Source organism: Pseudomonas sp. TH15 (assembly GCF_016651105.1).
GTDB lineage: Bacteria > Pseudomonadota > Gammaproteobacteria > Pseudomonadales > Pseudomonadaceae > Aquipseudomonas.
The window spans coordinates 442906-465941 of record NZ_JAEKEL010000001.1; the positions used below are offsets into that span (position 1 = coordinate 442906).

Here is a 23036-nt window from a genome sequence, read left to right on the forward strand (position 1 = left end):
ATGGATATCACTGAGCTGCTGGCATTCAGCGCGAAACAGGGCGCGTCCGACTTGCACCTGTCTGCCGGCCTGCCACCGATGATTCGCGTCGACGGCGACGTGCGGCGCATCAACCTGCCGGCCCTGGACCACAAACAGGTGCACGAGCTGATCTACGACATCATGAACGACACCCAGCGGGTGGACTTCGAGAAGCACCTGGAAACCGACTTCTCCTTTGAAGTGCCAGGCGTGGCGCGCTTTCGAGTTAACGCGTTCAACCAGAACCGCGGCGCCGGTGCGGTGTTCCGGACCATCCCGTCCAAGGTCCTGAGCATGGATGACCTTGGCATGGGAGATGTGTTTCGCAAGATTACCGAAGCGCCCCGTGGCCTGGTGCTGGTGACCGGCCCGACCGGTTCCGGCAAGTCCACCACCCTGGCGGCGATGATTGATTACCTGAACAACCATCGCCATCACCACATACTCACCATCGAAGACCCGATCGAGTTCGTCCATGAATCGCGCAAATGCCTGATCAACCAGCGCGAAGTCCACCGCGATACCCGAAGCTTCGCCACCGCACTGCGCTCGGCCCTGCGCGAAGACCCGGATGTGATTCTGGTCGGGGAGATGCGCGATCTGGAGACTATTCGCCTGGCCCTAACCGCGGCCGAGACCGGTCACCTGGTGTTTGGCACGCTGCACACCACGTCGGCGGCGAAAACCATCGACCGGGTGGTTGACGTGTTTCCGGGGGACGAGAAGTCGATGGTGCGCTCGATGTTGTCCGAGTCATTGCTGGCGGTGGTGTCCCAGACACTGGTCAAGAAGATCGGCGGCGGGCGGATCGCGGCACACGAGATCATGCTCGGCACGTCGGCGATCCGTAACCTGATCCGCGAGGACAAGGTGGCGCAGATGTACTCGTCGATTCAGACCGGGGGCAACCTGGGGATGCAGACGCTGGATATGTGCCTGAAGGAGTTGGTGACCAAGGGCTTGATCAGCCGCGAGCATGCGCGGGAGAAGGCGCGGTCGCCGGATAACTTTTGATCGGTCTTAATGAGCCTTCCTAGTGGAGGCTCAATCTCTCGTTAACACTTTCCTGACCAAACAGCTGCGGCATTCGCTGACAAATCTCCTTACAATCCCCTACTTTGTTAGCTGCCTAAGCAAGGATTCTGCATGCAAGCTGCCAACCCGCGTCGCGGGTACATCCTGGGCCTGAGTGCCTACATCATCTGGGGACTTTTCCCGATCTACTTCAAAGCCATCGCCTCGGTGCCGGCTGTAGAAATCATCATCCACCGCGTGCTCTGGTCCGCGCTATTCGGCGCCCTGCTGCTGATGGTCTGGAAACATCCGGGCTGGTGGCGCGAGTTGCGCGACAACCCGAAACGGCTGGCAATCCTGGCCCTGAGCGGCACGCTGATCGCGGCCAACTGGCTGACTTATGTGTGGTCGGTGAACAACGGACGAATGCTCGAAGCCAGCCTCGGTTACTACATCAACCCGCTGGTGAACGTGTTGCTGGGGATGCTGATCCTCGGTGAACGACTGCGGCGCATGCAGTGGCTGGCGGTGGGTCTGGCGGCGGTTGGCGTGGCGCAACAGGTGTGGCAGGTCGGCAGTCTGCCGTGGGTTTCGCTGGTGCTGGCGCTGACCTTCGGTTTCTACGGGCTGATCCGCAAGCAAGCGCCGGTCAAGGCGTTGCCGGGTCTGGTAGTGGAAACCTGGATGCTGGTGCCGATTGCCACGGCCTGGTTGCTGTTCAACCCGACAGCGGGCAGCGCACAGGCCGAGTTCTGGACCACGTCCGCAGCCTGGTGGCTGGTGGCGGCCGGCCCCGTGACGCTGGTGCCGCTGGTGTGTTTCAACGCCGCCGCGCGGCATTTGCCCTACACCACGCTGGGATTTCTCCAATACCTGGCGCCGACGCTGGTGCTGCTGCAAGCCGTTCTGCTGTTTGGTGAACACCTGTCGTCCAGCACTCTGGTGGCGTTCATCTTTATCTGGGCTGGCCTGGCGATTTACAGCGTCGATGCGGTGATCAGTATGCGTCGCCGTCGCTGATCAAAAAACGCACAAACCTCTACAGGCCACGTCTTTCGTGGCCTGCATCAATCCTTCCAAAGGTTATCCACAGCGTGATCCCCGCCGTTTGTGCGCAACTTGTTGAAACTGCTGGTTTTTTGATCAGAACCTGAAGAACCCCGGCCGGCTTGGCCTGGCGGGGTATCTCTACAGGTTATCCACAGGCAGGTGCACGTTAAACTTGGATAACACTGTCAGGGACCGCTGGGTCAGGGATCACTGCGCAGGACCAATTCAACCATCAAGTCATCGGCCAGGGTTTCCAGCCGTGATTGCAGCACGTCCAGGGACAACGTCAGCGGCACCGCGAGAATCGCTTCGGCATGGAACAGCGGTTCGCTGCTCATCGGCGCCGGGCGTACTTCAGTGACCAAGCGTTCCAGGTTCACGCCCTGCTCGCTCAGTAAACGAGTGATGTCGCGCACGATCCCCGGCCGGTCGTTGCCCACCAGCTCCATGGCAATCGGCTTCCAGGTGCAAGATTGCTCGATGCCACTTTCAGCGATCAGCACCCGAATGCCATGAGCGGACAACGCCTGTAGGGCATCAACCAATTCGTCGTAGGCTTCGGCCGGCACACCCACCCGAAGAATCCCGGCGAACTGTCCGGCCATGCGCGACATGCGGCTTTCCAGCCAGTTGCCGCCATGCTCGGCGATGCATTGGGCAATGCGCTCGACCTGCCCTGCCTTGTCCGGCGCGAATACGGTGAGTACGAGGTGGTCCATGGCGCAGCCCTCTTTTTGTTATAGAAAGAGAAGTATAGGCAAGCACCGAAATTCAGCCGCTATCGCCAAGTGAACACCTACCCGTGAATGTGATTTGGGAAGAACCTGTGGTGAGGGGATTTATCCCCGTCCGGCTGCGGCAGCAGTCGTCAATCCTGCCAGTTCGGTTTACCTGCCAGAACGCAGGGGGCGGCTTCGCCACCCAACGGGGATAAATCCCCTCGCCACAATTAACCTCACCACAAGGCCCTCTGTGACAGATGCCATAGCAGCCAAAATCCATGGCGCCGCCCTCTTGTCATGACTTTTGTGGTGAACACCCACCTGTGAATGTGATTTGGGAAGAACCTGTGGCGAGGGGATTTATCCCCGTTCGGCTGCGGCAGCAGTCGTCAATCCTGCCAATTTGGTTTACCTGCCAGAACGCAGGGGGCGGCTTCGCCACCCAACGGGGATAAATCCCCTCGCCACAATTAATCTCACCACGAGGCACTCTGTGACAGATGCCATAGCAGCCAAGATCCATGGCGGCGACCTCTCGTCATGACTTTTGTGGTGAACACCCACCTGTGAGTGTGATTTGGGAAGAACCTGTGGTGAGGGGATTTATCCCCGTCCGGCTGCGGCAGCAGTCGTCAATCCTGCCAATTTGGTTTACCTGCCAGAATGCCGGGGGCGGCTTCGCCACCCAACGGGGATAAATCCCCTCGCCACAATTAATCTCACCACGAGGCCCTTCGTGACAGCTGCCATAGCAGCCAAAATCCATGGCGCCGCCCTCTTGTCATGACTTTTGTGGTGAACACCCACCTGTGAGTGTGATTTGGGAAAACCTGTGGTGAGGGGATTTATCCCCGTTCGGCTGCGGCAGCAGTCGTAATTCTGCCAATTTGGTTTACCTGCCAGAACGCCGGGGGCGGCTTCGCCACCCAACGGGGATAAATCCCCTCGCCACAATTAACCCCACCACGAGGCCCTTCGTGACAGCTGTCATAGCAGCCAAAATCCATGGCGCCGTCCTCTTGTCATGACTTTTGTTGTGAACACCGACCTGTGAATGTGATTTGGGAAAACCTGTGGTGAGGGGATTTATCCCCGTCCGGCTGCGGCAGCAGTCGTAAATCCTGCCAATTTGGTTTACCTGCCAGAACGCCGGGGGCGGCTTCGCCACCCAACGGGGATAAATCCCCTCGCCACAATAATCTCGCCACGAGGCACTTCGTGGCAGAAGTCATAGGCCATAGCAGCCAAATAGTATTTATGTGTACAAGTTTTTATATTTAACTGGAACAATCCAATAGTTTTTTGAGAACATCCCGTTCCCCGACATGACCGCAATGCGTCATGGGGTCGCAGAACGACGTAATTAGTCTAATTTTCACAAGCGCAATTCATCATGTAGTATGCCGCAGCGCACACTACATAACGTTGGATCGATGTCTGCCACCGGCACACTCGCAACCCTGAAAGCCCCGTCAGCAAGGCCTCCAAGCCGTTGATTGGACCGAACCCAGCCGCCCGCAAGGGCATGTACTGGCGGACGGGTTTGTGGTTTAAATGGCCAGAGGCTTCATTGTCAAAATTGAAGAGCTGAAAAGCGAAATAGCTGAGCAGAGTGAGGCAAGCAATGACTGAACACGTTCAAGTCGGTGGCCTGCAGGTCGCCAAAGTCCTGTTCGACTTCGTGAACAACGAAGCCATTCCCGGTACCGGCCTCACCGCCGATAAGTTCTGGGCCGATGCCGACAAGGTCATTCATGACCTGGCGCCGAAGAACAAAGCCCTACTCGCCAAACGCGATGATTTCCAGGCTCGTATCGACGGCTGGCACCAATCCCGTGCCGGTCAACCACACGACGCCGTGGCTTATAAGGCCTTCTTGCAAGACATCGGTTATCTGCTGCCAGAAGCGGCCGATTTCCAGGCAACGACGCAAAACGTCGATGACGAAATCGCCCGCATGGCCGGTCCGCAACTCGTGGTGCCGGTGATGAACGCCCGTTTCGCGCTTAATGCCTCGAACGCCCGCTGGGGTTCGCTGTACGACGCGCTCTACGGCACCGACGCCATCAGCGAAGCTGACGGCGCGGAGAAAGGCAAAGGCTACAACAAGGTCCGCGGCGACAAGGTCATCGCCTTCGCCCGTGCCTTCCTCGACGAAGCCGCGCCATTGGCCGCTGGCACTCACGTCGACTCCACCCGCTACACAATCGTTGACGGCAAACTGGTGGTCGCCCTTAAAGGTGGCAGCAACACCGGCCTGCGTAACGACGCGCAATTGATCGGTTTCCACGGCGATGCTTCGGCACCGACTGCGATCCTGCTGAAAAACAACGGCCTGCATTTCGAAATCCAGGTCGATGCCAGCACCCCGGTCGGCCAGACCGACGCTGCCGGCGTCAAAGACATCCTGATGGAAGCCGCGCTGACCACCATCATGGACTGCGAAGACTCCGTTGCTGCCGTCGATGCCGACGACAAAGTGGTGATCTACCGCAACTGGCTCGGCCTGATGAAGGGCGATCTGTCAGAGGAAGTCTCCAAGGGCGGTAAGACCTTTACTCGCACCATGAACGCCGACCGCACCTACACCGGTGTCGATGGCAAGGAACTGAGTCTGCACGGTCGTTCGCTGTTGTTCGTACGTAACGTCGGTCACCTGATGACCATCGACGCGATCCTCGATAGTCAAGGCAACGAAGTACCGGAAGGCATCCTCGACGGTCTGGTGACCTGCCTCGCGGCGATCCATAGCCTCAACGGCCACAACTCGCGCAAGAACAGCCGCACTGGCTCGGTCTATATCGTGAAGCCTAAAATGCACGGCCCGGAAGAAGCCGCGTTCACGAACGAGCTGTTCGGGCGTATCGAAGACGTGCTCGACCTGCCACGCAACACCCTGAAAGTCGGGATCATGGACGAGGAGCGCCGTACCACGGTCAACCTCAAGGCCTGCATCAAGGCTGCCAGCGAGCGTGTGGTGTTCATCAACACCGGTTTCCTCGACCGCACCGGCGACGAAATCCACACATCCATGGAAGCCGGCCCGATGGTGCGCAAGGCTGACATGAAGGCTGAGAAGTGGATCGGCGCCTACGAGAACTGGAACCTCGATATCGGTTTGAGCACCGGCCTGCAAGGTCGTGCCCAGATCGGTAAAGGCATGTGGGCCATGCCGGACCTGATGGCCGCCATGCTCGAACAGAAAATTGCTCACCCGCTGGCCGGCGCCAACACCGCTTGGGTGCCATCGCCGACCGCCGCCGCGCTGCACGCGCTGCACTACCACAAGGTTGACGTGTTCGCCCGTCAGGCCGAACTGGCCAAACGTGCTCGCGCTTCGGTGGACGACATCCTAACCATCCCGCTGGCCGTCAATCCGAACTGGACGCCAGAGCAGATCAAGAACGAACTGGACAACAACGCCCAGGGCATTCTCGGTTACGTGGTGCGCTGGATCGACCAAGGCGTGGGTTGCTCGAAAGTGCCGGACATCAACGACGTCGGCCTGATGGAAGACCGTGCGACGCTGCGCATTTCCAGCCAGCACATCGCCAACTGGCTGCGTCATGGCATCGTCACTGAAGCTCAAGTGATGGAAAGCCTCAAGCGCATGGCGCCGGTGGTTGATCGTCAGAACGCCAACGACGCGCTGTACCGTCCGCTGGCACCGAACTTCGACAGCAACATCGCCTTCCAGGCGGCAGTCGAACTGGTGATCGAAGGCACCAAGCAGCCGAACGGTTATACCGAGCCGGTTCTGCACCGTCGTCGTCGTGAGTTCAAGGCAGCCAATGGCTTGTAACTAAACGCTGATGCTGGACATGAAAAAGCCCTGATCTTTCGATCAGGGCTTTTTTATTTGTGGATGCGCTCACCTGTGGCGAGGGGGCTTGCCCCCGTTCGGCTGCACAGCAGTCGTAAAGTCGGCGAACGCGGCCTGTCTGAAAAAAGCAGGGGGCCGCTTCGCGTCCCAACGGGGCCAAGCCCCCTCGCCACAAAAGCCCTCTCAGCTTGAAGTCTTTGTTAAGGTTCCATCCCCAGCTCATGCTTGACCAACGCCAGCAACTTAACGGTATCAATCGGTTTAAGCAGAAAATCCACCACGCTCAAATGCATGGCGGCGATCGCGTCCTTCACGTCGGCATCGCCGGACACGATGATGATCGGCATCGCCGCCCGGACCGACTCGCGCACTTCGCGGATCAAGTCCAGGCCATCAACATTCTTCATCCGCAGATCGGTAATTACCAGGCCAATCGAAGGCGTTGTGTCCAACAGTTTGAGCGCGGTTTCGCCACTGGCGGCGGTCATGCAACGTACGCCATCCAGCGCAAGGATCTCCGATAGCAGTTCTCGAGCGTCTTTGTCGTCGTCAACGATCAACACCCGCTGCGGCGGAAGATCGGGTTCCAGCATGATCGCACTGAGCGCCTCGCGCTCGGCGTCACTCAAAATATCGTGGTCGGACATGGCTTACTCTACGTTTTCAATCAATCCCCTAGCACAATGGTCAGACATCGCTAAGCAGAGCTTCAATGTGCACTTCGTCGGATATTTTTCCTAGAGGCAAATTGAAAGGTTTTACGCACAAAGTGTGTAGGACTTCTCTCAAATATAGACATATCCACCGACTACCTAGACTTACGTCCAATGGGCACCCCGCACGCAGGGGCCGACCATGGCTGAACGATCCGACAACAACAATTCAAAAAAGACTGCGGTAATAGTTATGAGTAAAGCGGATGCCTTCACCCAGGCAGGGAAAACCGCGGTGTTGCAGAACATTCAGGGCACTTTGCAATTCCTCCAGCGCTTCCCGCCCTTCAATCAGATGGAACATGCCCACCTGGCCTACCTGGTGGAGCAATGTCAGCTGCGTTTCTACGGTCCCGGCGAGAGCATTATCAAGCCCGCCGACGGCCCGGTTGAGCATTTCTACATCGTCAAGCAGGGCCGGGTGGTTGGCGAACGCCCGCACACGGCCAAGGGTGGCACCGAAACCACCTTCGAAATCACCACGGGGGAATGCTTCCCTTTAGCCGCGTTGCTGGGTGAGCGGGCGACTCGTACCGAACACCTGGCCGCCGAAGACACTTTCTGCCTGCAACTGAACAAACTGGCCTTCATCAAGCTGTTCGCCCTGTCGAATACCTTTCGCGACTTTGCCTTGCGCGGGGTCAGCAGCCTGCTGGATCAGGTCAACCAGCAAGTCCAGCAAAAAGCCGTGGAAACCCTTGGCACCCAGTACTCGCTGAACACGCGGCTGGGCGAGTTGGCCATGCGTCACCCAGTGACGTGCAGCCTGGCCACGCCGCTGCGTGAAGCCGTGACCCTGATGCATGAGCAACAGGTCGGCAGCATCGTGATTGTCGACGAGCAGAAGGCGCCCCTGGGGATTTTCACCCTGCGCGACTTGCGCCAGGTTGTCGCCGACGGGACCACCGATTTCAGCGAAGCCATTGATCGGCACATGACCCAGGCGCCGTTTTTCCTGACGCCGGACCACAGCGCTTTCGACGCGGCGATTGCCATGACCGAACGGCACATCGCCCACGTCTGTCTGGTCAAGGATCAGCGTCTGTGCGGCGTGGTGTCCGAGCGCGATCTGTTCTCCCTGCAACGGGTCGATCTGGTGCACCTGGCCCGAACCATCCGCAGCGCCCAGCGGGTGGAAAACCTGGTGGCACTGCGCGGCGAGATCGGCCAGTTGGTCGAGCGCATGCTGGCCCACGGTGCCTCTTCGACCCAAATCACTCACATCATTACCCTGCTCAACGACCACACCGTGTGCCGGGTGATCGAGCTGACCCTCGCAGAGAAAGGCGACCCAGGTATCCCGTTCAGTTGGCTGTGCTTCGGCAGCGAAGGTCGTCGCGAGCAAACGCTGCACACCGATCAGGACAACGGCATTCTGTTTGAGGCCCGGGACGCTGCGCATGCCGCCGAGATCCGCGGCAAATTGCTGCCCATCGCCCAACAGATCAACCAGAGCCTGGCGCTCTGCGGCTTCACCCTGTGCAAGGGCAACATCATGGCCGGCAACCCTGAGCTGTGTTTGTCCCGGGCCGAGTGGGCCCGGCGGTTCGCGGCGTTTATCCGCGAGGCGACGCCGGAGAACCTGCTGGGCTCGAGCATTTATTTCGACTTGCGGGTGGTTTGGGGTGATGAACAAGGCTGCGAACAACTGCGCCGAGGGATTCTCGATCAGGTGGCGGATAACCGGTTGTTCCAGCGGATGATGGCCGACAATGCCTTGCGCAACCGGCCGCCCGTGGGACGCTTCCGTGAGTTCGTGCTGGCGCGCAAGAATGGCGAGAAAGCCACGCTGGACCTGAAAGTCCAGGGGCTGACGCCTTTTGTCGACGGTGCCCGATTGCTCGCCCTGGCCAATGGCATTGAAACCAACAACACCCTGGAGCGCTTCCGCCAACTGGTCGCCAAAGAAGTCATCGAACGGTTGGACGGTGCGGCGTATGAAGAGGCGTATCACTTCATTCAGCAAACCCGCATGCAGCAACATCAACTACAGACCCGGGAGAACTTGCCCTACTCCAACCGCGTCGATCCCGACAGCCTCAACCATCTGGACCGGCGCATCCTGCGTGAGTCCCTGCGCCAGGCCCAACGCCTGCAAAGCAGCCTGACCCTGCGGTATCAGCTATGAGTCTGTTTTCATGGCTACGCCCCGCCGCCCCGCTGCTGCCCGAGGATCTTCAACAACGCCTGGAACGCTTGCCGGTCGGCGCCCAGTTGAGTGAATGCAGCCTGCGCGAGCAACGCTGGGTGGTGCTGGATCTGGAAACCACCGGGCTGAACCTGAACAAGGATCGGGTGCTGTCCATCGGCGCCGTGGTGATCGAGGACGGCGCGATTGATTTCAGTCAGCAATTCGAACGCACGCTGCAATGTGCTGACATGAAGTTGGCGCCGAGTGTGTTGATCCATGGCCTGGGGCCTAGCGCGATTGCTGCCGGCAGTGACCCGGCGCAGGCACTAATCGAGTTCATGGAGTTTGTGGGCGACAGCCCAGTGTTGGCGTTTCATGCGCCGTTCGATCAGCACATGCTCGGGCGCGCGTTGAAAGATCATCTGGGCTACAAGCTGCAGCATCCGTTTCTGGATGTGGCGGACATTGCACCGCTGGTCTGCCCGCAGGCGAACATCCGCGAGGCCGGGCTGGATGAGTGGATTGAGTGGTTCAAGCTCGAAGTCTTCGAGCGGCATAACGCCAGTGCCGATGCATTGGCCACGGCGGAATTGGCGTTGATCTTGTTCAGCCGGGCGCGGCAGCAGCAGATTCACAGCCCATTGAATCTGCAGCAGCGTTTGAGTCAGTGGAAGCGTCGACGACAAGCACCGTCCTTTTAGATTTTCGTTGACTGTTCTGGCCTCTTCGCGAGCAGGCTCGCTCCCACATTTGGAATGCGATGCCTTGTGGGAGCGAGCCTGCCCGCGAAGAACGATGACGCGATTTCCCTGATGCCACCTGACCAGTGGCCAATTGCTAACCATTCCCACCTCTGCCAGAATCGCGAACAATTCGCGTTAGTTAATATTTCCCAATCGGTGATGTCCGGTGTCGTCAGTCCCAAGCCCTCACAGTCAGCTCGTCGGTGCGATGTATCGCGACCATCGCGGTTGGCTGCTGGCGTGGTTGCGGCGCAATGTGGCGTGCCCGCAACGGGCCGAGGATCTGAGCCAGGACACCTTTGTGCGCTTGCTCGGTCGCGACCAGTTGCTCACACCCCGCGAGCCACGAGCCTTTCTGGTGGCGATCGCCAAAGGCCTGCTGTTCGACTACTTCCGTCGTGCCGCGCTGGAACAGGCCTATCTCAGCGAATTGATGCTGATCCCTGAAGGCGAACAACCTTCTATAGAAGAACAGCAACTCATCCTCGAAGACCTCAAGGCCATCGACCGCTTGCTCGGCAAACTGTCGACCAAGGCCCGCGCCGCTTTCCTTTATAACCGCCTCGACGGCCTCAGCCATGCCGAGATCGCCGACAAACTCGGCGTCTCGGTACCCCGCGTGCGCCAGTATCTGGCGCAAGGCATTCGCCAGTGCTATATCGCCCTGTACGGTGAGCCGACGTGAATCCGGCCAGTTCCAGGCCAGTGCCGGCGCATGTGCTGGATGCGGCGATTGCCTGGCAGTTGACCCTCGATTCCAGTAGCCCGCTGGAGCGTGAGGAGTTTGCCAAATGGCACGCGGCCAACGAAGAACACGCACGGGCCTGGCGTCAGTTGGGCATGCTCGATCAGCGTTTCAATGTAGCCAAGGGGCCGGCACGTAGCGCCTTGCTGCAATCGCGCGAGGGCATTCGGCGGCGTGTGCGCAAACTGGGCAGTGGGCTGGCCAGCGTTGTGGTGGTGGTCGGTGTCGCGCTGTTCGCGAGCGAGCGTTATCTGCCGCTGGATTACTGGCTCGCCGATCAGCGCACGGCCACGGGCGAGCAACGCACCGTGCATCTGGCCGATGGCACCGTGCTCAATCTCAACACCCACAGTGCGGTGGATGTGCGTTTCGATGACAAACGCCGACTGATCGTTTTGCAGGAAGGCGAGATTCTCATCGAAACCGGCCACGGCGATGCGCGGCCATTTATCGTCGAAACCCGCGAAGGCAGCATGCGCGCCCTGGGCACACGCTTCCTGGTCAAGCGCGAGGAAGACGGCACGCGGCTGAGCGTGTTGCAGTCGGCGGTGGCGGCGCACGCGCAAGCCAATCCTGAAGAACAGATCCTCCGTGAAGGCCAACAAGTGCTATTGCGCGGTGATGGACTGGACTCGATCGTCGCGCTCAACCCCGGCGCCGATGCGTGGACACGCGGCATGCTGGTGGTCGACAACGCGCGGCTGGGCGATCTGGTGCATGAACTCGGGCGCTATCGACGCGGGCACTTGGGCGTGACGCCGGAAGTCGCCGACCTGCGCATTACCGGCAGCTTCCCGCTGCATGACACCGACAAGGCCTTGAGCGCCCTGCTGCCGACCCTACCGGTACAGATTGAGCAGCACACGCAGTATTGGGTGACCGTCGCAAAGGCTGATTCCAAGCCTGAATGATCTCTGCTGGCTGAGCGGCCGCCATCGCTGGCGAGCCAGCTCCCACAGGGGTCTGAACTGAGCATGAATTTTGTGAACCGCACTGAAACCTGTGGGAGCTGGCTTGCCAGCGATGAGGCCCCCGACAGTCTCCATTTTCAGTTAATCGAAATTATTTTCATCCAGCCCTATCACTTTTCGAGTTTCATCCGGCACACAGGCAATTGAGAAATATTTACATTCAGGAGCCGCCGTATGTCCCGTTCGCTAGACACCTTGTTGCGCCCCAGTCTGCTGGCCGTCGCCATCGCTTTCAGCACGCCGTTGATCAGCAGCCCGTTGCTCGCCGCTGAACAAGCGTCCAGCGTGCGCGCCTACAACCTGCCGGCCGCACCGCTGTCGACCACCCTGAACCAGATCGCCAGTCAGGGCGGCATCGCGCTGTCGCTGAATCCTTCGCTGGCGGCAGGCAAGACGTCGGCACCGGTCAGCGGACAGTACGACGCGGCTGGCGCCCTGCGTGCGGCTCTGCGTGGCACCGGTCTGCAACTGGAACTGAGCAGCACCGGCACTTACACCCTGGTTGCCGTGCCGGAAGGCGTGCTCGACCTGCCGGAAACTTCTGTCATCGGCGTGGAAAACACTGAAAGCGCCTGGGGCCCGGTCGACGGCTACACCGCCACCCGCACCGCCGCCGGCACCAAGACCGACACCGCGCTGGTCGAAGCGCCACGCTCGATCTCGGTTGCCACGCGCCAGCAAATGGACGACCGCAGCGTGCACAGCCTCGACGATGCCGTGCGCTACATGCCGGGCATCACCGCCAGCAGCTACGGCAGCGACACCCGCACGGACTGGTTGCGTGTACGCGGTTTCGAGCCGACCCAGTTCCTCGACGGCCTGCCACTGCCAAAAGGCGTGTACGCCAATCCAAAACCGGAGACCTGGAACCTCGACCGCCTCGCCCTGCTGCGCGGCCCGGCTTCGTCGGTGTACGGCCAGACCCCACCGGGCGGTCTGCTCGACATGGTCAGCCGTCGCCCAAGCGCCGAAGCCAGCAGCGAAATCCAATTGCAGTACGGCAGCGACAACCATCGCCAGGTCAACTTCGCCAGCACCGGCAAGATCGATGAGGCCGGCCAGTTTCTGTATGGCATCAGCGGCGTCGTGCGCGACAGCGACACGCAGATCGACCACATCGAAAACAAGCGCTACAACATTGCGCCGAGCCTGACCTGGAACATCGACGACGACACCAGGCTGACCTTGCTCACGCAGTTCACCCGTGACGATACCGGTGTCACCAGCCAGTTCTATCCGATTCAGGGCACCAAGATCGACATGCCGTTCGGCAAGATTTCCCATCACAAAAACCTTGGCGATCCTGACTACGATTACTACGACCGTACCTACTACGCGCTCGGCTACGCCTTCGAACACCGTCTGAATGATGTGTGGCAGTTCAAGCAGAACCTGCGTTACACCAAGTCCGACCTGGCCTTCCAGACGGTCACCGTCAACAGCTACAACCCGTCGTTCGCCGGTTTCACCGTTGACGATCAGGGCAATGTCGGTCGCGGCACGACCAACGTTGATGAGGACATCAGCCAGTTTGCCGTAGACAACAACTTCCAGGCCGACTTCGCCACGGGTGATATCCGCCACACCTTGCTGCTGGGTCTCGATCACCAGCGAAGCAATACCAACTACACCTCGATCTTCGGCACCGCGCCGAGCATCAATGTGAACAACCCGATCTACGGCCAGACGATCGTTCGTCCACCGCGCTCCAGCGCGTTTTACGATTACGATCAGAAAACCTACCAGACCGGTCTGTACGTGCAGGATCAAATGGCCCTCGACCAATGGCGCCTGACCCTCGGCGGCCGTGAAGACTGGGTACACACCAGCACGCAGTTCATCAACAAGGGCGATGCCACCAACACCCAGCGCGACAAGAACTTCAGCGGCAACGCGGCGATCAGCTATGTCTTCGACTCCGGTTTCGTACCGTACCTGTCGTACGCCGAATCCTTCCAGCCGACCACCGGCGCCGATGCCACCTCTACCGGTTCGCTCAAGCCAACCGAAGGCAAACAGTGGGAGCTGGGCATCAAGTACCAGCCACCGGGCAGCAAAACCCTGCTCAGCGCTGCGGTGTATGACCTGACCCAGAAGAACGTCTCGGTCAACAGCATCGTCAACAACGTGACCATCACCAGCCAGGCGGGTGAAGTGAAAGTCAAAGGTCTGGAGCTGGAAGCGGTCTCGGACGTCACCGATAACCTGAAAGTCATCGCCGCTTACACCTTGGCCAAGTCCGAAGTGCAGAAAGGCATCGACAAGGGCAACCGTCTGCAACTGATGCCCAACCAGCAAGCCTCGCTGTGGACCGACTACACCTGGCACACCGGCGTGCTTGACGGTTTCGGCATTGGCGGCGGCGTGCGTTACACCGGCAACACCTACGGCGACAAGGCCAACACCTGGCTGGGCAAGGCGGACGCCTACACCGTGTTCGACGCAGCGGTGCATTACGATCTCGGCCGTCTGGACAACAGCCTCAAGGGCGCGTCGCTGGCACTCAACGCGACCAACCTGTTCGACAAGGACTACATTTCCACCTGCGACGGTTACTACTGCTACTACGGCGACCAGCGCAGCGTCGTCGCCAGCGCCACTTACAAGTGGTAAGCGACTGAGCTGAAACGGGCTCTGTCACCAGGCCGTCCCTCGTGGACGGCTTTGGCGTTCATGAAGGTCATGAAATGAAAAGTAAAACAATTCGTCGCTGGTCATTCATCCACACCTGGACCAGCCTGGTCTGCACCGTGTTTTTGCTGATGCTGGCATTGACTGGTCTGCCACTGATTTTCCATCACGAGATCGAGCACTTGCTCGGCGATGCACCCGAGGTGCGCGAGATGCCGGCCGACACGCCGCGGCTCAATCTGGCGCAACTGGTGGAGGCGGCGGAAAAACATCGTCCCGATGAAGTCGTGCAGTACTTCGGCTTCGACGACGATGAGCCAAATGCCGTGCTGACAATCATGGCGAAAACCGCCGGCACCGAGCCGAACTCTTCACACACGTTCATGCTCGATGCGCGCACCGGGGAGGCACTGGAAACCCCGTCGGCCAACGGCGGTTTGATGCTGTTCATCCTGCGTCTGCACGTCGATATGTTCGCCGGCTTGCCAGGCAAGTTGCTACTGGCGTTCATGGGTTTGCTGTTTGTCGTGGCGATCGTGTCCGGGACGGTGCTGTATTTGCCGTTCATGCGTCGGCTGACGTTCGGCACCGTGCGCCAGGACAAATCGACAAGGCTGCGCTGGCTCGATTTGCATAACCTGATCGGTGTGGTGACGTTGACCTGGGCATTGGTGGTGGGCGTCACCGGGGTGATCAGTGCCTGCGCTGACCTGCTGATTGCCGCCTGGCGCAACGACGCTTTGAACACCCTGATCGCGCCCTATCGCGATGCGCCGCCGCTGACGCACCTGGCCCCGGCCACGCGTTTACTCGACATCGCTGGCGAAGTCGCACCCGGCATGAAGCCGGACTTCATCGCCTTCCCCGGCACGCGATTTTCCAGCGAACACCATTACTCGGTGTTCATGAAGGGCGGCACGCACCTGACCTCGCATCTGCTGACGCCGGTATTGATCGACGCCTCCACCCTGAAGGTCACTGCCGTTGCCGAACGGCCGTGGTACATGGACGCCATGGGCATGTCGCAGCCGTTGCACTTCGGGGACTACGGCGGCATGCCGATGAAGATTCTCTGGGCCACGCTTGATGTGCTGACCATCATCGTGCTCGGCAGTGGCGTGTATCTGTGGGTGGTACGGCGCAAGGCGGCCAAGCCCGTGCTGGAAGCGGCGGAGGCCTCTGCATGAAGCCGCGTCAGTCGAATTTCTGGAAGGTCTTCAGCACACCGCTGGTGATTGCGTTGCTGAGTGCGGCGGGGTTGTTTGCGGCGTTGCTGGGGGACGGGATCTGGGATGCGCTGAGCTGGGTCGGGCTGGGCGTGCCGGCGTTTTTGGCGATCAAGGGATTGCTGCAGCGCCGCTGATTTTTGTGTTGTCAGGCGGGACCTCTTCGCGGGCAAGCCTTGCTCCTACGGGAATCGCGTCATTCCCACGCAACGCACCGTCCGTAGGAGCAAGGCTTGCCCGCGAAGGCGCCCTCACGAACAACAAAAACCCCCTCGCCAGCCACAGTGGTTATGGCTAGGCTAACCTCCTGCTCTTCGACGATCACCGAGGTTTGCCAATGTCCGTCCCCAGCATGACCCTGTACCACAACACGCTTTCTCCGTTCGTACGCAAAGTGATGGTGTTGCTGCACGAGACCGGCCAGCAGGATCGTGTCGCGTTGCAAGACTGCGTGCTCAGCCCGGTCAGCCCCAGCGCTGAACTCAACGCCGACAACCCGCTGGGCAAGATCCCGGCACTGCGCCTGGCCGATGGCAATGTCATCCATGACAGCCGCGTCATTCTCGAATACCTCGACCAGCAGCATGTCGGCAATCCGCTGATCCCCCGCGAAGGTGCGGCCCGCTGGCGCCGTCTGACCCTGGCCTCGATGGCTGACGGGATCATGGACGCCTCGGTGATGGTGCGTTACGAACTGGTCTTGCGAGCGCCGGAGAAACACTGGGACGAATGGCTCGACGCTCAGCGCGACAAGATTCGCCGCGCTTTGGCCGTGCTGGAGACTGACGCCATCGCCGAGCTGACCAGCCATTTCGACGTCGCCGCGATCAGCGTGGCCTGTGCGCTCGGCTATCTCGACCTGCGCTTCCCGGATCTGGGCTGGCGCGACGCCAACCCGCAACTGGCCAACTGGTTCTTTGAAGTGAGCCAGCGACCGTCCATGATCGCGACCCTGCCCAAGCCTTAAATCTGCGGCGCCTGTTCCGTCCTCTTCGCGAGCAGGCTCGCTCCCACATTGATTTTGGGTGTGGCAGAGAACTCTGTTTCAACATCAATCCTGTGGGAGCGGGCTTGCTCGCGAATGCACCACACCGGATCTAACGGAAACAACCCAAAGATAAGCGTCGCCAACACCTCCCCTTCCCGCTGATCCTCACGCAACCCCAACGACCGGCTCATTCCACCGCTCCAATATCAAACGCCAACGGCTTGGCCGACTTCTGCCCAATCCCGTACCAGTCCAGCTTGCGGGTCAGCACCATGAACACACCCAGCAACCCGAACAGCAACAACGAGCCCATCAACAGCGCGTAATCCTCGGCACTCAACAAGCCATAAAGCAAACCGTACAACGCCGCCAACCCCGCCGAAAAACTCAAGCCGTGACGCACGCTGCGCAGTACGTGGCAGACATAGAACCCGATCAACAACACACATCCGCTCGCCGACAACACATACGCCAAGGCAAAACCGATGTGCTCGGACAACGACAGCAACAACAGGTAGAAAAACGCCAGGGCCACGCCCACCAACGCATATTGCACCGGGTGCACCGCCAGGCTTTTCATCACTTCGAACAGGAAGAAACCGGCGAAGGTCAGGACAATGAACAGCAGCGCATATTTGATCGCCCGATCGCTTTTGAGGTACTGGTCCACCGGGTCGATGAAGCTCACGCCGAAGCTGCGACCGTTGAACGCGTCACAGCCAGCGCCGGAGACACAACTGTTCAAGGCTTCTTGCAGGTTGGTGGAGAAAAACGTGGTCTGCCAATTCGCGGTGAAGCCCTGATCGGTGACTTCACGCTGGGCCGGCAGGTAGTTGCCGATAAAGCTGGGGTGCGGCCAGTTGGCGGCCAACGCTACTTTGCTGGTCTTGCCCACCGGCAGCACTTGCAACTGACCGGTGCCTTGCAAACGCAGGTCGAAACCGAAGGCCAGTTCCGTGGCTTGTCTGGTATTCAACGCCGGCAGCATCACGTGCACGCCCTCCCCCAAGAAGCCGACCTGGCTGCCAGGTACGAAGTCCAGGCGCTGACCATCGAGTTCCAGTTTCAGAGCATTTTCGATGCCGCGGATGTCGCTGATGCCCACAGCCAGAAACGGCTGGTCGAACTGATAGTCGGCGAAGTCTTCCTTGATGCCCAGTTGTTCAGGGATCGTGAAATGGCCGCTGATGCGGTTGTCGGCATGGAACAGCCGCGCTTCATAAATGCCCCGGGAACGCAGCTCGGTCTGAACCTGGCCATCCAGTTCGAAGTGTTCCGGGAGGAAGTACAGACGACCGCGTTCTTCACCGACTTCCTGGTAACGCTCGTTGGTTTTCTCGTTGAGTTTCCAGGTGCGCACCACTTTGCGATACGGCACCACCATCAGCGGCCCGCTCAACTGCTGGCTGTAGCTGGAACTGCGGGCGATGTCTTCGAGCACACCGTCGCGCAGTTGCTGACGGTCCTGGATCACGCCGTTGATCATCAGCAACGGAATCATCAATAACAGAATCATTAGGGCAATCGCCCCGAGTTTTATGGTCAGGTTGCGGTTCATGGGACTCTCCCTGTTTGGATGGGCAGAGTCTGGTGGTGCTGTATGAGGGGAATGTGCGGGGAATGTGGAGATTGTGTGGAGACTTCACTGACCCCTTCGCGAGCAAGCCCGCTCCCACAGGGGACTGCATTCCAACTGTGGGAGCGGGCTTGCTCGCGAAGGCCGCACCTCGGTTTCAAGGCAGGCGCAACATCACTTCAACACCGCTTTCGACATTGCGAACTCGCATCGAACCACCATGCAACTTAACCACCTCTTCAACGAAGTTAAGCCCCAACCCAGTACTTTTGCGCCCACTGTCCGGCCGCGGCAGCGAGTAAAACCGCTCACTCAAGCGTGGCAACGCATAGTCGGGAATCGCCTGAGCCTGGTTGAACAACCTGAACTCAACCTGCTCACCAACCCGCTCGGCACTGAATCGCAAAACACCCTGCGCCGGCGTGAAATCCAGCGCGTTCTCCAGCAAGTTGCCCAACGCCTGACGTAACAGGAACGGCTCACCGATCAAAACCAGATCCTCGGCAATCCTCTGTTCAACACACAATTGTTTGCCTTCAATCCGCGCAGCCTGAGCGTCCAGCAGTTCTTCCACTAACGCCGCCAACGGCACTTCAACTCGTTCTTCCAACCCTTGACGCTGCTCGACCTGAGCCAGGTTCAGCAACCGCTCGATCAACTGTTGCATCCGCGCACTTTCGCTGTCGATGTTGCTGACAAAACGCTGCTGCTGGGCCAACGGCATCTCGCCCTGAAGCAACTCCGCCGCGCCGCGAATCGCCGCCAATGGGCTTTTCAATTCATGGGTCAGGGTGTGCACGTAGCGCTCGACGTAGGCCTTGCCTTCGAGTTGCGTGCGCATCTGCTCCACGGCTGTCGCCAGTTGCTCCAGTTCGCCGCCGCGATAATGCGGCACCTCGACCCGTCGACCTTCACTGACCGCCTGGGCATAAGCAGTCAACCGTCGCAGCGCCGCGCTCAGCCACCACGACAGCAGCGCGCCAAACAGCAGACCGAGGCCGATCAGCCCGGCGCCGTAATAGACCAATCGCCGTTCAGTGCGGTCGACGTAGGGTTGCAGCGAACTGTTGGGCTTGGCCACGGTGACCACGCCGATGATCTGGCCGTTGTCACGAATCGGCGCGCCTACGTGCATAACCGAGGAACTCGGGTCGTCGGGATCGCTGCGGGTCGAGCGCGCACCGTATTCGCCGCGCAGGGTCAGGTAAACATCGTTCCAGCGCGAGTAATCCTGGCCCACCGCTACACCGCTGGAATCCAGCACCACGATGCCTTTGGCATCCGTGACGTAGATGCGGTTGTTGACCTGATTCTTTGTCAGGCCCGAGATGCTTGCCTTCGGCTGCCGCTCGCCATAGGCGTTGAGCAGTTCTGGCCAGTGATTCTGGTTGAGAGTGCCGGCCTTGAAGTCATCGCGCAGGATCTCGGCCATCAGGTTGGCCGTGTCTACCAGGGTTTCTTCGGTGGTCTGGCGCACACCGGGGCGGATTTCCTGCATCACGGTGTTGAGCACGAAGTAACCGGTCAGGCCGATAAACAGCACATAGACCAGAAAGATCCGGATGCCCAGCGCCATCAGCTGTGCCCCGGACTGTAGCTGTAGCCGAGGCCGCGATGGGTCTGGATCGGTTCGGCGTCGGCTCGCACCAGCCGCAGCTTGGCGCGCACGCTTTTGATATGGCTGTCGATGCTGCGCTCGTAACCGGCATCGGCCGGCACACCCAGGGCGTCGAGCAATAGCTCGCGGCTGAACACCCGTTCGGGTTGTTCCAGCAGGCATTGCAGCAGACGGAATTCGTGGCGGGTCAGGCTCAGGGGCTCGCCGCGATAGCTAATCTGCACCCGTTCGCTGTCGACGCGAAACAGCACCGGTGAAACTTCGGCCACGGCACGGGGTGCCATGCGCTTTAGAATCGCCCGGACCCGCGCCGCCACTTCTCGCGGGCTGAACGGCTTGACCACGTAATCGTCGGCGCCAATCTCCAGGCCCACCACCCGGTCGATTTCGCCGTCGCGGGCGCTGAGGAAGATCACCGGAACCTCGCTGAAGCGGCGCAATTGCTTACAAGTCTCGAAGCCGCTGATGTCCGGCAGGCCGATGTCGAGAATGATCAGATCGGCCGGGGTCTGGCGTTGATGCTCAAGCGCGGCCTCGCCGAGGCTCACCCAGGTCGTGGTGAAGCCTTCACCCTGCAACGCAAAAATCAACGTGTCGGCAATGGCCGCTTCGTCTTCGACAATCAGGATATGAGGCATGGCGTCCGAGCACGGCAGTTAAGTTGCGCAACGGTGGCCCAAGCCTCACATCCCGTCAATCAGCAGTCAGGTTTATCCGCGGTAAAGCGACGTGCCGGGTTCACCGCAGCGCCAAACTCGCGCAAGGCCTTGGCGCCGATCAGCAACGGATAGTTGAAGCTGCTGCGGTCGGTGAGATTAACCTCGACCGTGCGTTTGACGTTGCCCAGGCACAATTCCAGATCAACCACCGGACGCTTGGTCGGGGCGCTCACGTCCTTGTCGTCTTCGTCTTCTTCGGCGCGGGTCTTGATCTTGCTGATCCGCGCGATCTTGTGCTCGTAGACCTTGTTGCTCGCGTCCTTGGTGCCGAGACGGAAGCGCACCCAGTCTTCGCCATCACGGGTGAAGGTTTCGATGTCCTTGGCCGACAGCGACGCGGTCAGGGCGCCGGTGTCCATCTTGGCCTTGAGGACTTCACCGCCGATTTCCGGCAGCGCGATGTATTCGTAACGCCCGTACAGGGTCGGCTCGGCGGCCATGACCGGCAGGGCCACGAGGGTCAGCAGTGCAAGGAGGGATTTCACGTAATGGGCTTCCTTGGAAAATGAGGGCGGCAGACGTGGGATTTTAGACACTCGGCAAGCAATTCGTTCGCCGCTGGGCCCCCTTCGCGAGCAGGCTCGCTCCCACATTTTGAATGCGTTCTCCTGTGGGAGCTGGCTTGCCAGCGATGAGGCCAGCACATTCAACACAATATCTGGCACCAGCATACCCAGCCAAAGGTGAAACATTCGTCACCCCCGATTTGGCCTGCCGCCCGAAGCTGCTTATCATGACGCGCCAAAATTCGTCCAAGAGTTACTTATGCGCCGCCTGCTCACCGGCTGTTTCGTTACCCTGCTGCTGTTACTCAACACCCTGGTCCTGTTCGGCCCGCTGATGGTGTTTGCCCTGCTCAAACTGGTCCTGCCCGGCCGTTATCGCGACTACGCCTCATGGTCGGTGATGTGGATCGCCGAAACCTGGGCCGAAATCGACAAGCTGATCTTCCGGCTGTGCATCCCAACCCAATGGGACATTCGCGGTGGCGATGACCTGCGTGGCGATACGTCTTATCTGGTGATCAGCAACCACCAATCCTGGGTCGACATCCCAGCGCTGATCCAGACCCTGAACCGGCGCACGCCGTTCTTCAAATTCTTCCTCAAGAGAGAATTGATCTGGGTGCCGTTCCTGGGCCTGGCCTGGTGGGCGCTGGATTATCCGTTCATGAAGCGCTACACCAAGGCGTTTCTGGCGAAGAACCCTGAACTGGCCGGCAAGGATCTGGAGATCACCAAAGCCGCGTGCGAGCTGTACAAACGCCAGCCGGTAACGGTGGTGAATTATCTGGAAGGCACACGGTTTACCGCGGCAAAAAGCGCTCAGCAGCAATCACCGTTCAGGCATCTGCTCAAGCCGAAGGCCGGCGGTGTGGCGTTTGTACTGGCGGCGATGGGCGAACAGCTGGACGCCATTCTGGATGTGACGATGGTGTATCCGCAGCAACGGATTCCGGGGTTTTGGGATTTGATCAGCGGCAATGTGCCGAAGGTCATCATCGATATCCAGACCCGCGAACTGGACCCGGCGTTGTGGCAGGGGGATTACGAAAACGATCCGGTGTTTCGCGAAACGATCCAGAACTGGGTCAACCAGCTCTGGATCGAAAAGGATCAGCGCATCGACGCGTTGCGCGCCGAGAGCCGCTGAATCAGCTGCCAGCGCCCCAGATCCCGCCCAGGCTTTTCAGCAGTGGACCGCCAACGCCTTGGCCACCGAGGTACTGGAGGATCACCGGGGCAAATTTGCCGACCATCCCGCTGTCCATGCCCAGGGCGCCAAACGCGCTGTTCATGTCGCTGGTGCTTTTTACATTGCCCAAGGCATTTTCCAGACCGGCCGATTTACCGGACGAACCGAGCATCCCGGCCAACGCCCCCATCTGACCGCCGCCGGACAGTTTGTCCAACCCCGGCACGTCTTTGGCCAGTTGCGAGTAATCGGTGGAGCTCAGTTGATTCTTCGCCAGCCCCAGCATTGCCCCGGTGCCGCCGACGGCTTGTTGCGGGGTGACGTTCAGTTGCGAAGTCAGCGCACCGAGCAGGCCCGCTGTTTGCGAGGTCGGCGCGGCATTAGTGGCCGCATCGCCGCCCTGCATGCTCGAAGCCGCTTTGGTCACATCGTCCAGGCTGAATGCTGCGAAGACCGGGCTGGCGGCCAGGGTCATGAGCGAAGCCAGTGCAAAACCGCGTGAAATCTTCATCGAGACAACCTCTTGCGCTGTGAAAACCACCCGTTGAACGGGCGGCGAAACTGCCGGTTTGACCGGGCATCCGCCGGCATGTTCCAAACCTGCGCATCCATTTTCAGCATAGCCACGTATATGAATCGTGAAACCCTGG

The 23036-nt window shown here is 59.8% G+C and carries 20 protein-coding genes; 12 read left to right on the forward strand and 8 right to left on the reverse strand.

The window, feature by feature from the left end:
- Together JFT87_RS02125 and rarD are read left to right on the forward strand one after the other, a co-directional pair.
- Complete coding sequence (locus JFT87_RS02125; protein WP_201190041.1) at positions 1-1035, forward strand: type IV pilus twitching motility protein PilT; 1035 nt, start codon at positions 1-3, stop codon at positions 1033-1035.
- A gap of 132 nt (positions 1036-1167) precedes the next feature.
- Positions 1168-2055, forward strand: a complete 888-nt coding sequence (gene rarD, locus JFT87_RS02130) for an EamA family transporter RarD (protein ID WP_201198326.1) — start codon at positions 1168-1170, stop codon at positions 2053-2055.
- A 230-nt stretch (positions 2056-2285) separates the two neighbouring features.
- On the opposite strand, the gene JFT87_RS02135 is transcribed toward rarD, so the two are convergent.
- Positions 2286-2804 (reverse strand): glycine cleavage system protein R, encoded by a 519-nt coding sequence (locus tag JFT87_RS02135; RefSeq protein WP_201198328.1) that lies wholly within the window; start codon positions 2802-2804, stop codon positions 2286-2288.
- A 1627-nt stretch (positions 2805-4431) separates the two neighbouring features.
- On the opposite strand from JFT87_RS02135, the gene JFT87_RS02140 reads away from it, so the two are divergent.
- Positions 4432-6609: a malate synthase G gene (locus JFT87_RS02140; protein WP_201198330.1), complete on the forward strand. Its 2178-nt coding sequence runs from the start codon at positions 4432-4434 to the stop codon at positions 6607-6609.
- 221 nt (positions 6610-6830) lie between these two features.
- Here the strand turns inward: JFT87_RS02140 and JFT87_RS02145 are convergent, their stop codons facing one another.
- The gene (locus tag JFT87_RS02145) at positions 6831-7277 is read right to left on the reverse strand and encodes a response regulator (RefSeq protein WP_201198332.1); all 447 of its coding nucleotides are present in this window, start codon (positions 7275-7277) and stop codon (positions 6831-6833) included.
- 259 nt (positions 7278-7536) lie between these two features.
- Between JFT87_RS02145 and JFT87_RS02150 the strand changes: the two genes are divergently transcribed.
- The 8 genes from JFT87_RS02150 to JFT87_RS02185 all read left to right on the forward strand — a co-directional run bounded on the left by JFT87_RS02150 (position 7537) and on the right by JFT87_RS02185 (position 16757).
- Positions 7537-9471, forward strand: a complete 1935-nt coding sequence (locus JFT87_RS02150; protein WP_207200241.1) for a putative nucleotidyltransferase substrate binding domain-containing protein — start codon at positions 7537-7539, stop codon at positions 9469-9471.
- Complete coding sequence (locus tag JFT87_RS02155; RefSeq protein WP_201198334.1) at positions 9468-10175, forward strand: 3'-5' exonuclease; 708 nt, start codon at positions 9468-9470, stop codon at positions 10173-10175. The genes JFT87_RS02150 and JFT87_RS02155 overlap by 4 nt, the downstream gene beginning before the upstream one ends.
- A gap of 250 nt (positions 10176-10425) precedes the next feature.
- Positions 10426-10902, forward strand: a complete 477-nt coding sequence (locus JFT87_RS02160) for an RNA polymerase sigma factor (protein WP_207196808.1) — start codon at positions 10426-10428, stop codon at positions 10900-10902.
- Positions 10899-11873: a FecR domain-containing protein gene (locus tag JFT87_RS02165; protein WP_201198338.1), complete on the forward strand. Its 975-nt coding sequence runs from the start codon at positions 10899-10901 to the stop codon at positions 11871-11873. The genes JFT87_RS02160 and JFT87_RS02165 overlap by 4 nt, the downstream gene beginning before the upstream one ends.
- Positions 11874-12107: 234 nt before the next feature.
- Positions 12108-14546: a TonB-dependent siderophore receptor gene (locus tag JFT87_RS02170; RefSeq protein ID WP_201198340.1), complete on the forward strand. Its 2439-nt coding sequence runs from the start codon at positions 12108-12110 to the stop codon at positions 14544-14546.
- Between the two features lie 74 nt (positions 14547-14620).
- Positions 14621-15751, forward strand: a complete 1131-nt coding sequence (locus tag JFT87_RS02175; RefSeq protein ID WP_201198342.1) for a PepSY-associated TM helix domain-containing protein — start codon at positions 14621-14623, stop codon at positions 15749-15751.
- Positions 15748-15927 (forward strand): hypothetical protein, encoded by a 180-nt coding sequence (locus JFT87_RS02180; protein WP_201198343.1) that lies wholly within the window; start codon positions 15748-15750, stop codon positions 15925-15927. Before JFT87_RS02175 ends, JFT87_RS02180 begins: the two co-directional genes overlap by 4 nt.
- Positions 15928-16127: 200 nt before the next feature.
- Complete coding sequence (locus JFT87_RS02185) at positions 16128-16757, forward strand: glutathione S-transferase (RefSeq protein ID WP_201198345.1); 630 nt, start codon at positions 16128-16130, stop codon at positions 16755-16757.
- Here JFT87_RS02185 and JFT87_RS02190 read toward each other — a convergent pair.
- The 5 genes from JFT87_RS02190 to rloA2 form a co-directional block, all read right to left on the reverse strand.
- The gene (locus JFT87_RS02190; RefSeq protein WP_201198347.1) at positions 16754-16969 is read right to left on the reverse strand and encodes a hypothetical protein; all 216 of its coding nucleotides are present in this window, start codon (positions 16967-16969) and stop codon (positions 16754-16756) included. The genes JFT87_RS02185 and JFT87_RS02190 overlap by 4 nt on opposite strands.
- Positions 16966-18336: a cell envelope integrity protein CreD gene (gene creD, locus JFT87_RS02195; protein WP_201198349.1), complete on the reverse strand. Its 1371-nt coding sequence runs from the start codon at positions 18334-18336 to the stop codon at positions 16966-16968. The genes JFT87_RS02190 and creD overlap by 4 nt, the downstream gene beginning before the upstream one ends.
- 175 nt (positions 18337-18511) lie before the next feature.
- Positions 18512-19930: a two-component system sensor histidine kinase CreC gene (creC, locus tag JFT87_RS02200; protein WP_201198351.1), complete on the reverse strand. Its 1419-nt coding sequence runs from the start codon at positions 19928-19930 to the stop codon at positions 18512-18514.
- Complete coding sequence (creB, locus tag JFT87_RS02205) at positions 19930-20610, reverse strand: two-component system response regulator CreB (RefSeq protein ID WP_201198353.1); 681 nt, start codon at positions 20608-20610, stop codon at positions 19930-19932. The genes creC and creB overlap by 1 nt, the downstream gene beginning before the upstream one ends.
- 59 nt (positions 20611-20669) lie before the next feature.
- Positions 20670-21176, reverse strand: a complete 507-nt coding sequence (rloA2, locus tag JFT87_RS02210) for a retropepsin-like aspartic peptidase RloA2 (protein WP_201198355.1) — start codon at positions 21174-21176, stop codon at positions 20670-20672.
- A gap of 280 nt (positions 21177-21456) precedes the next feature.
- Here rloA2 and JFT87_RS02215 point away from each other — a divergent pair, with 280 nt between their 5' ends.
- Positions 21457-22344, forward strand: a complete 888-nt coding sequence (locus JFT87_RS02215; protein WP_201198356.1) for an acyltransferase — start codon at positions 21457-21459, stop codon at positions 22342-22344.
- A gap of 1 nt (position 22345) precedes the next feature.
- Here the strand turns inward: JFT87_RS02215 and JFT87_RS02220 are convergent, their stop codons facing one another.
- On the reverse strand, positions 22346-22897 hold the full coding sequence (locus JFT87_RS02220) for a DUF2780 domain-containing protein (protein ID WP_201198357.1): 552 nt from the start codon (positions 22895-22897) through the stop codon (positions 22346-22348).
- Positions 22898-23036: the final 139 nt, after the last annotated feature.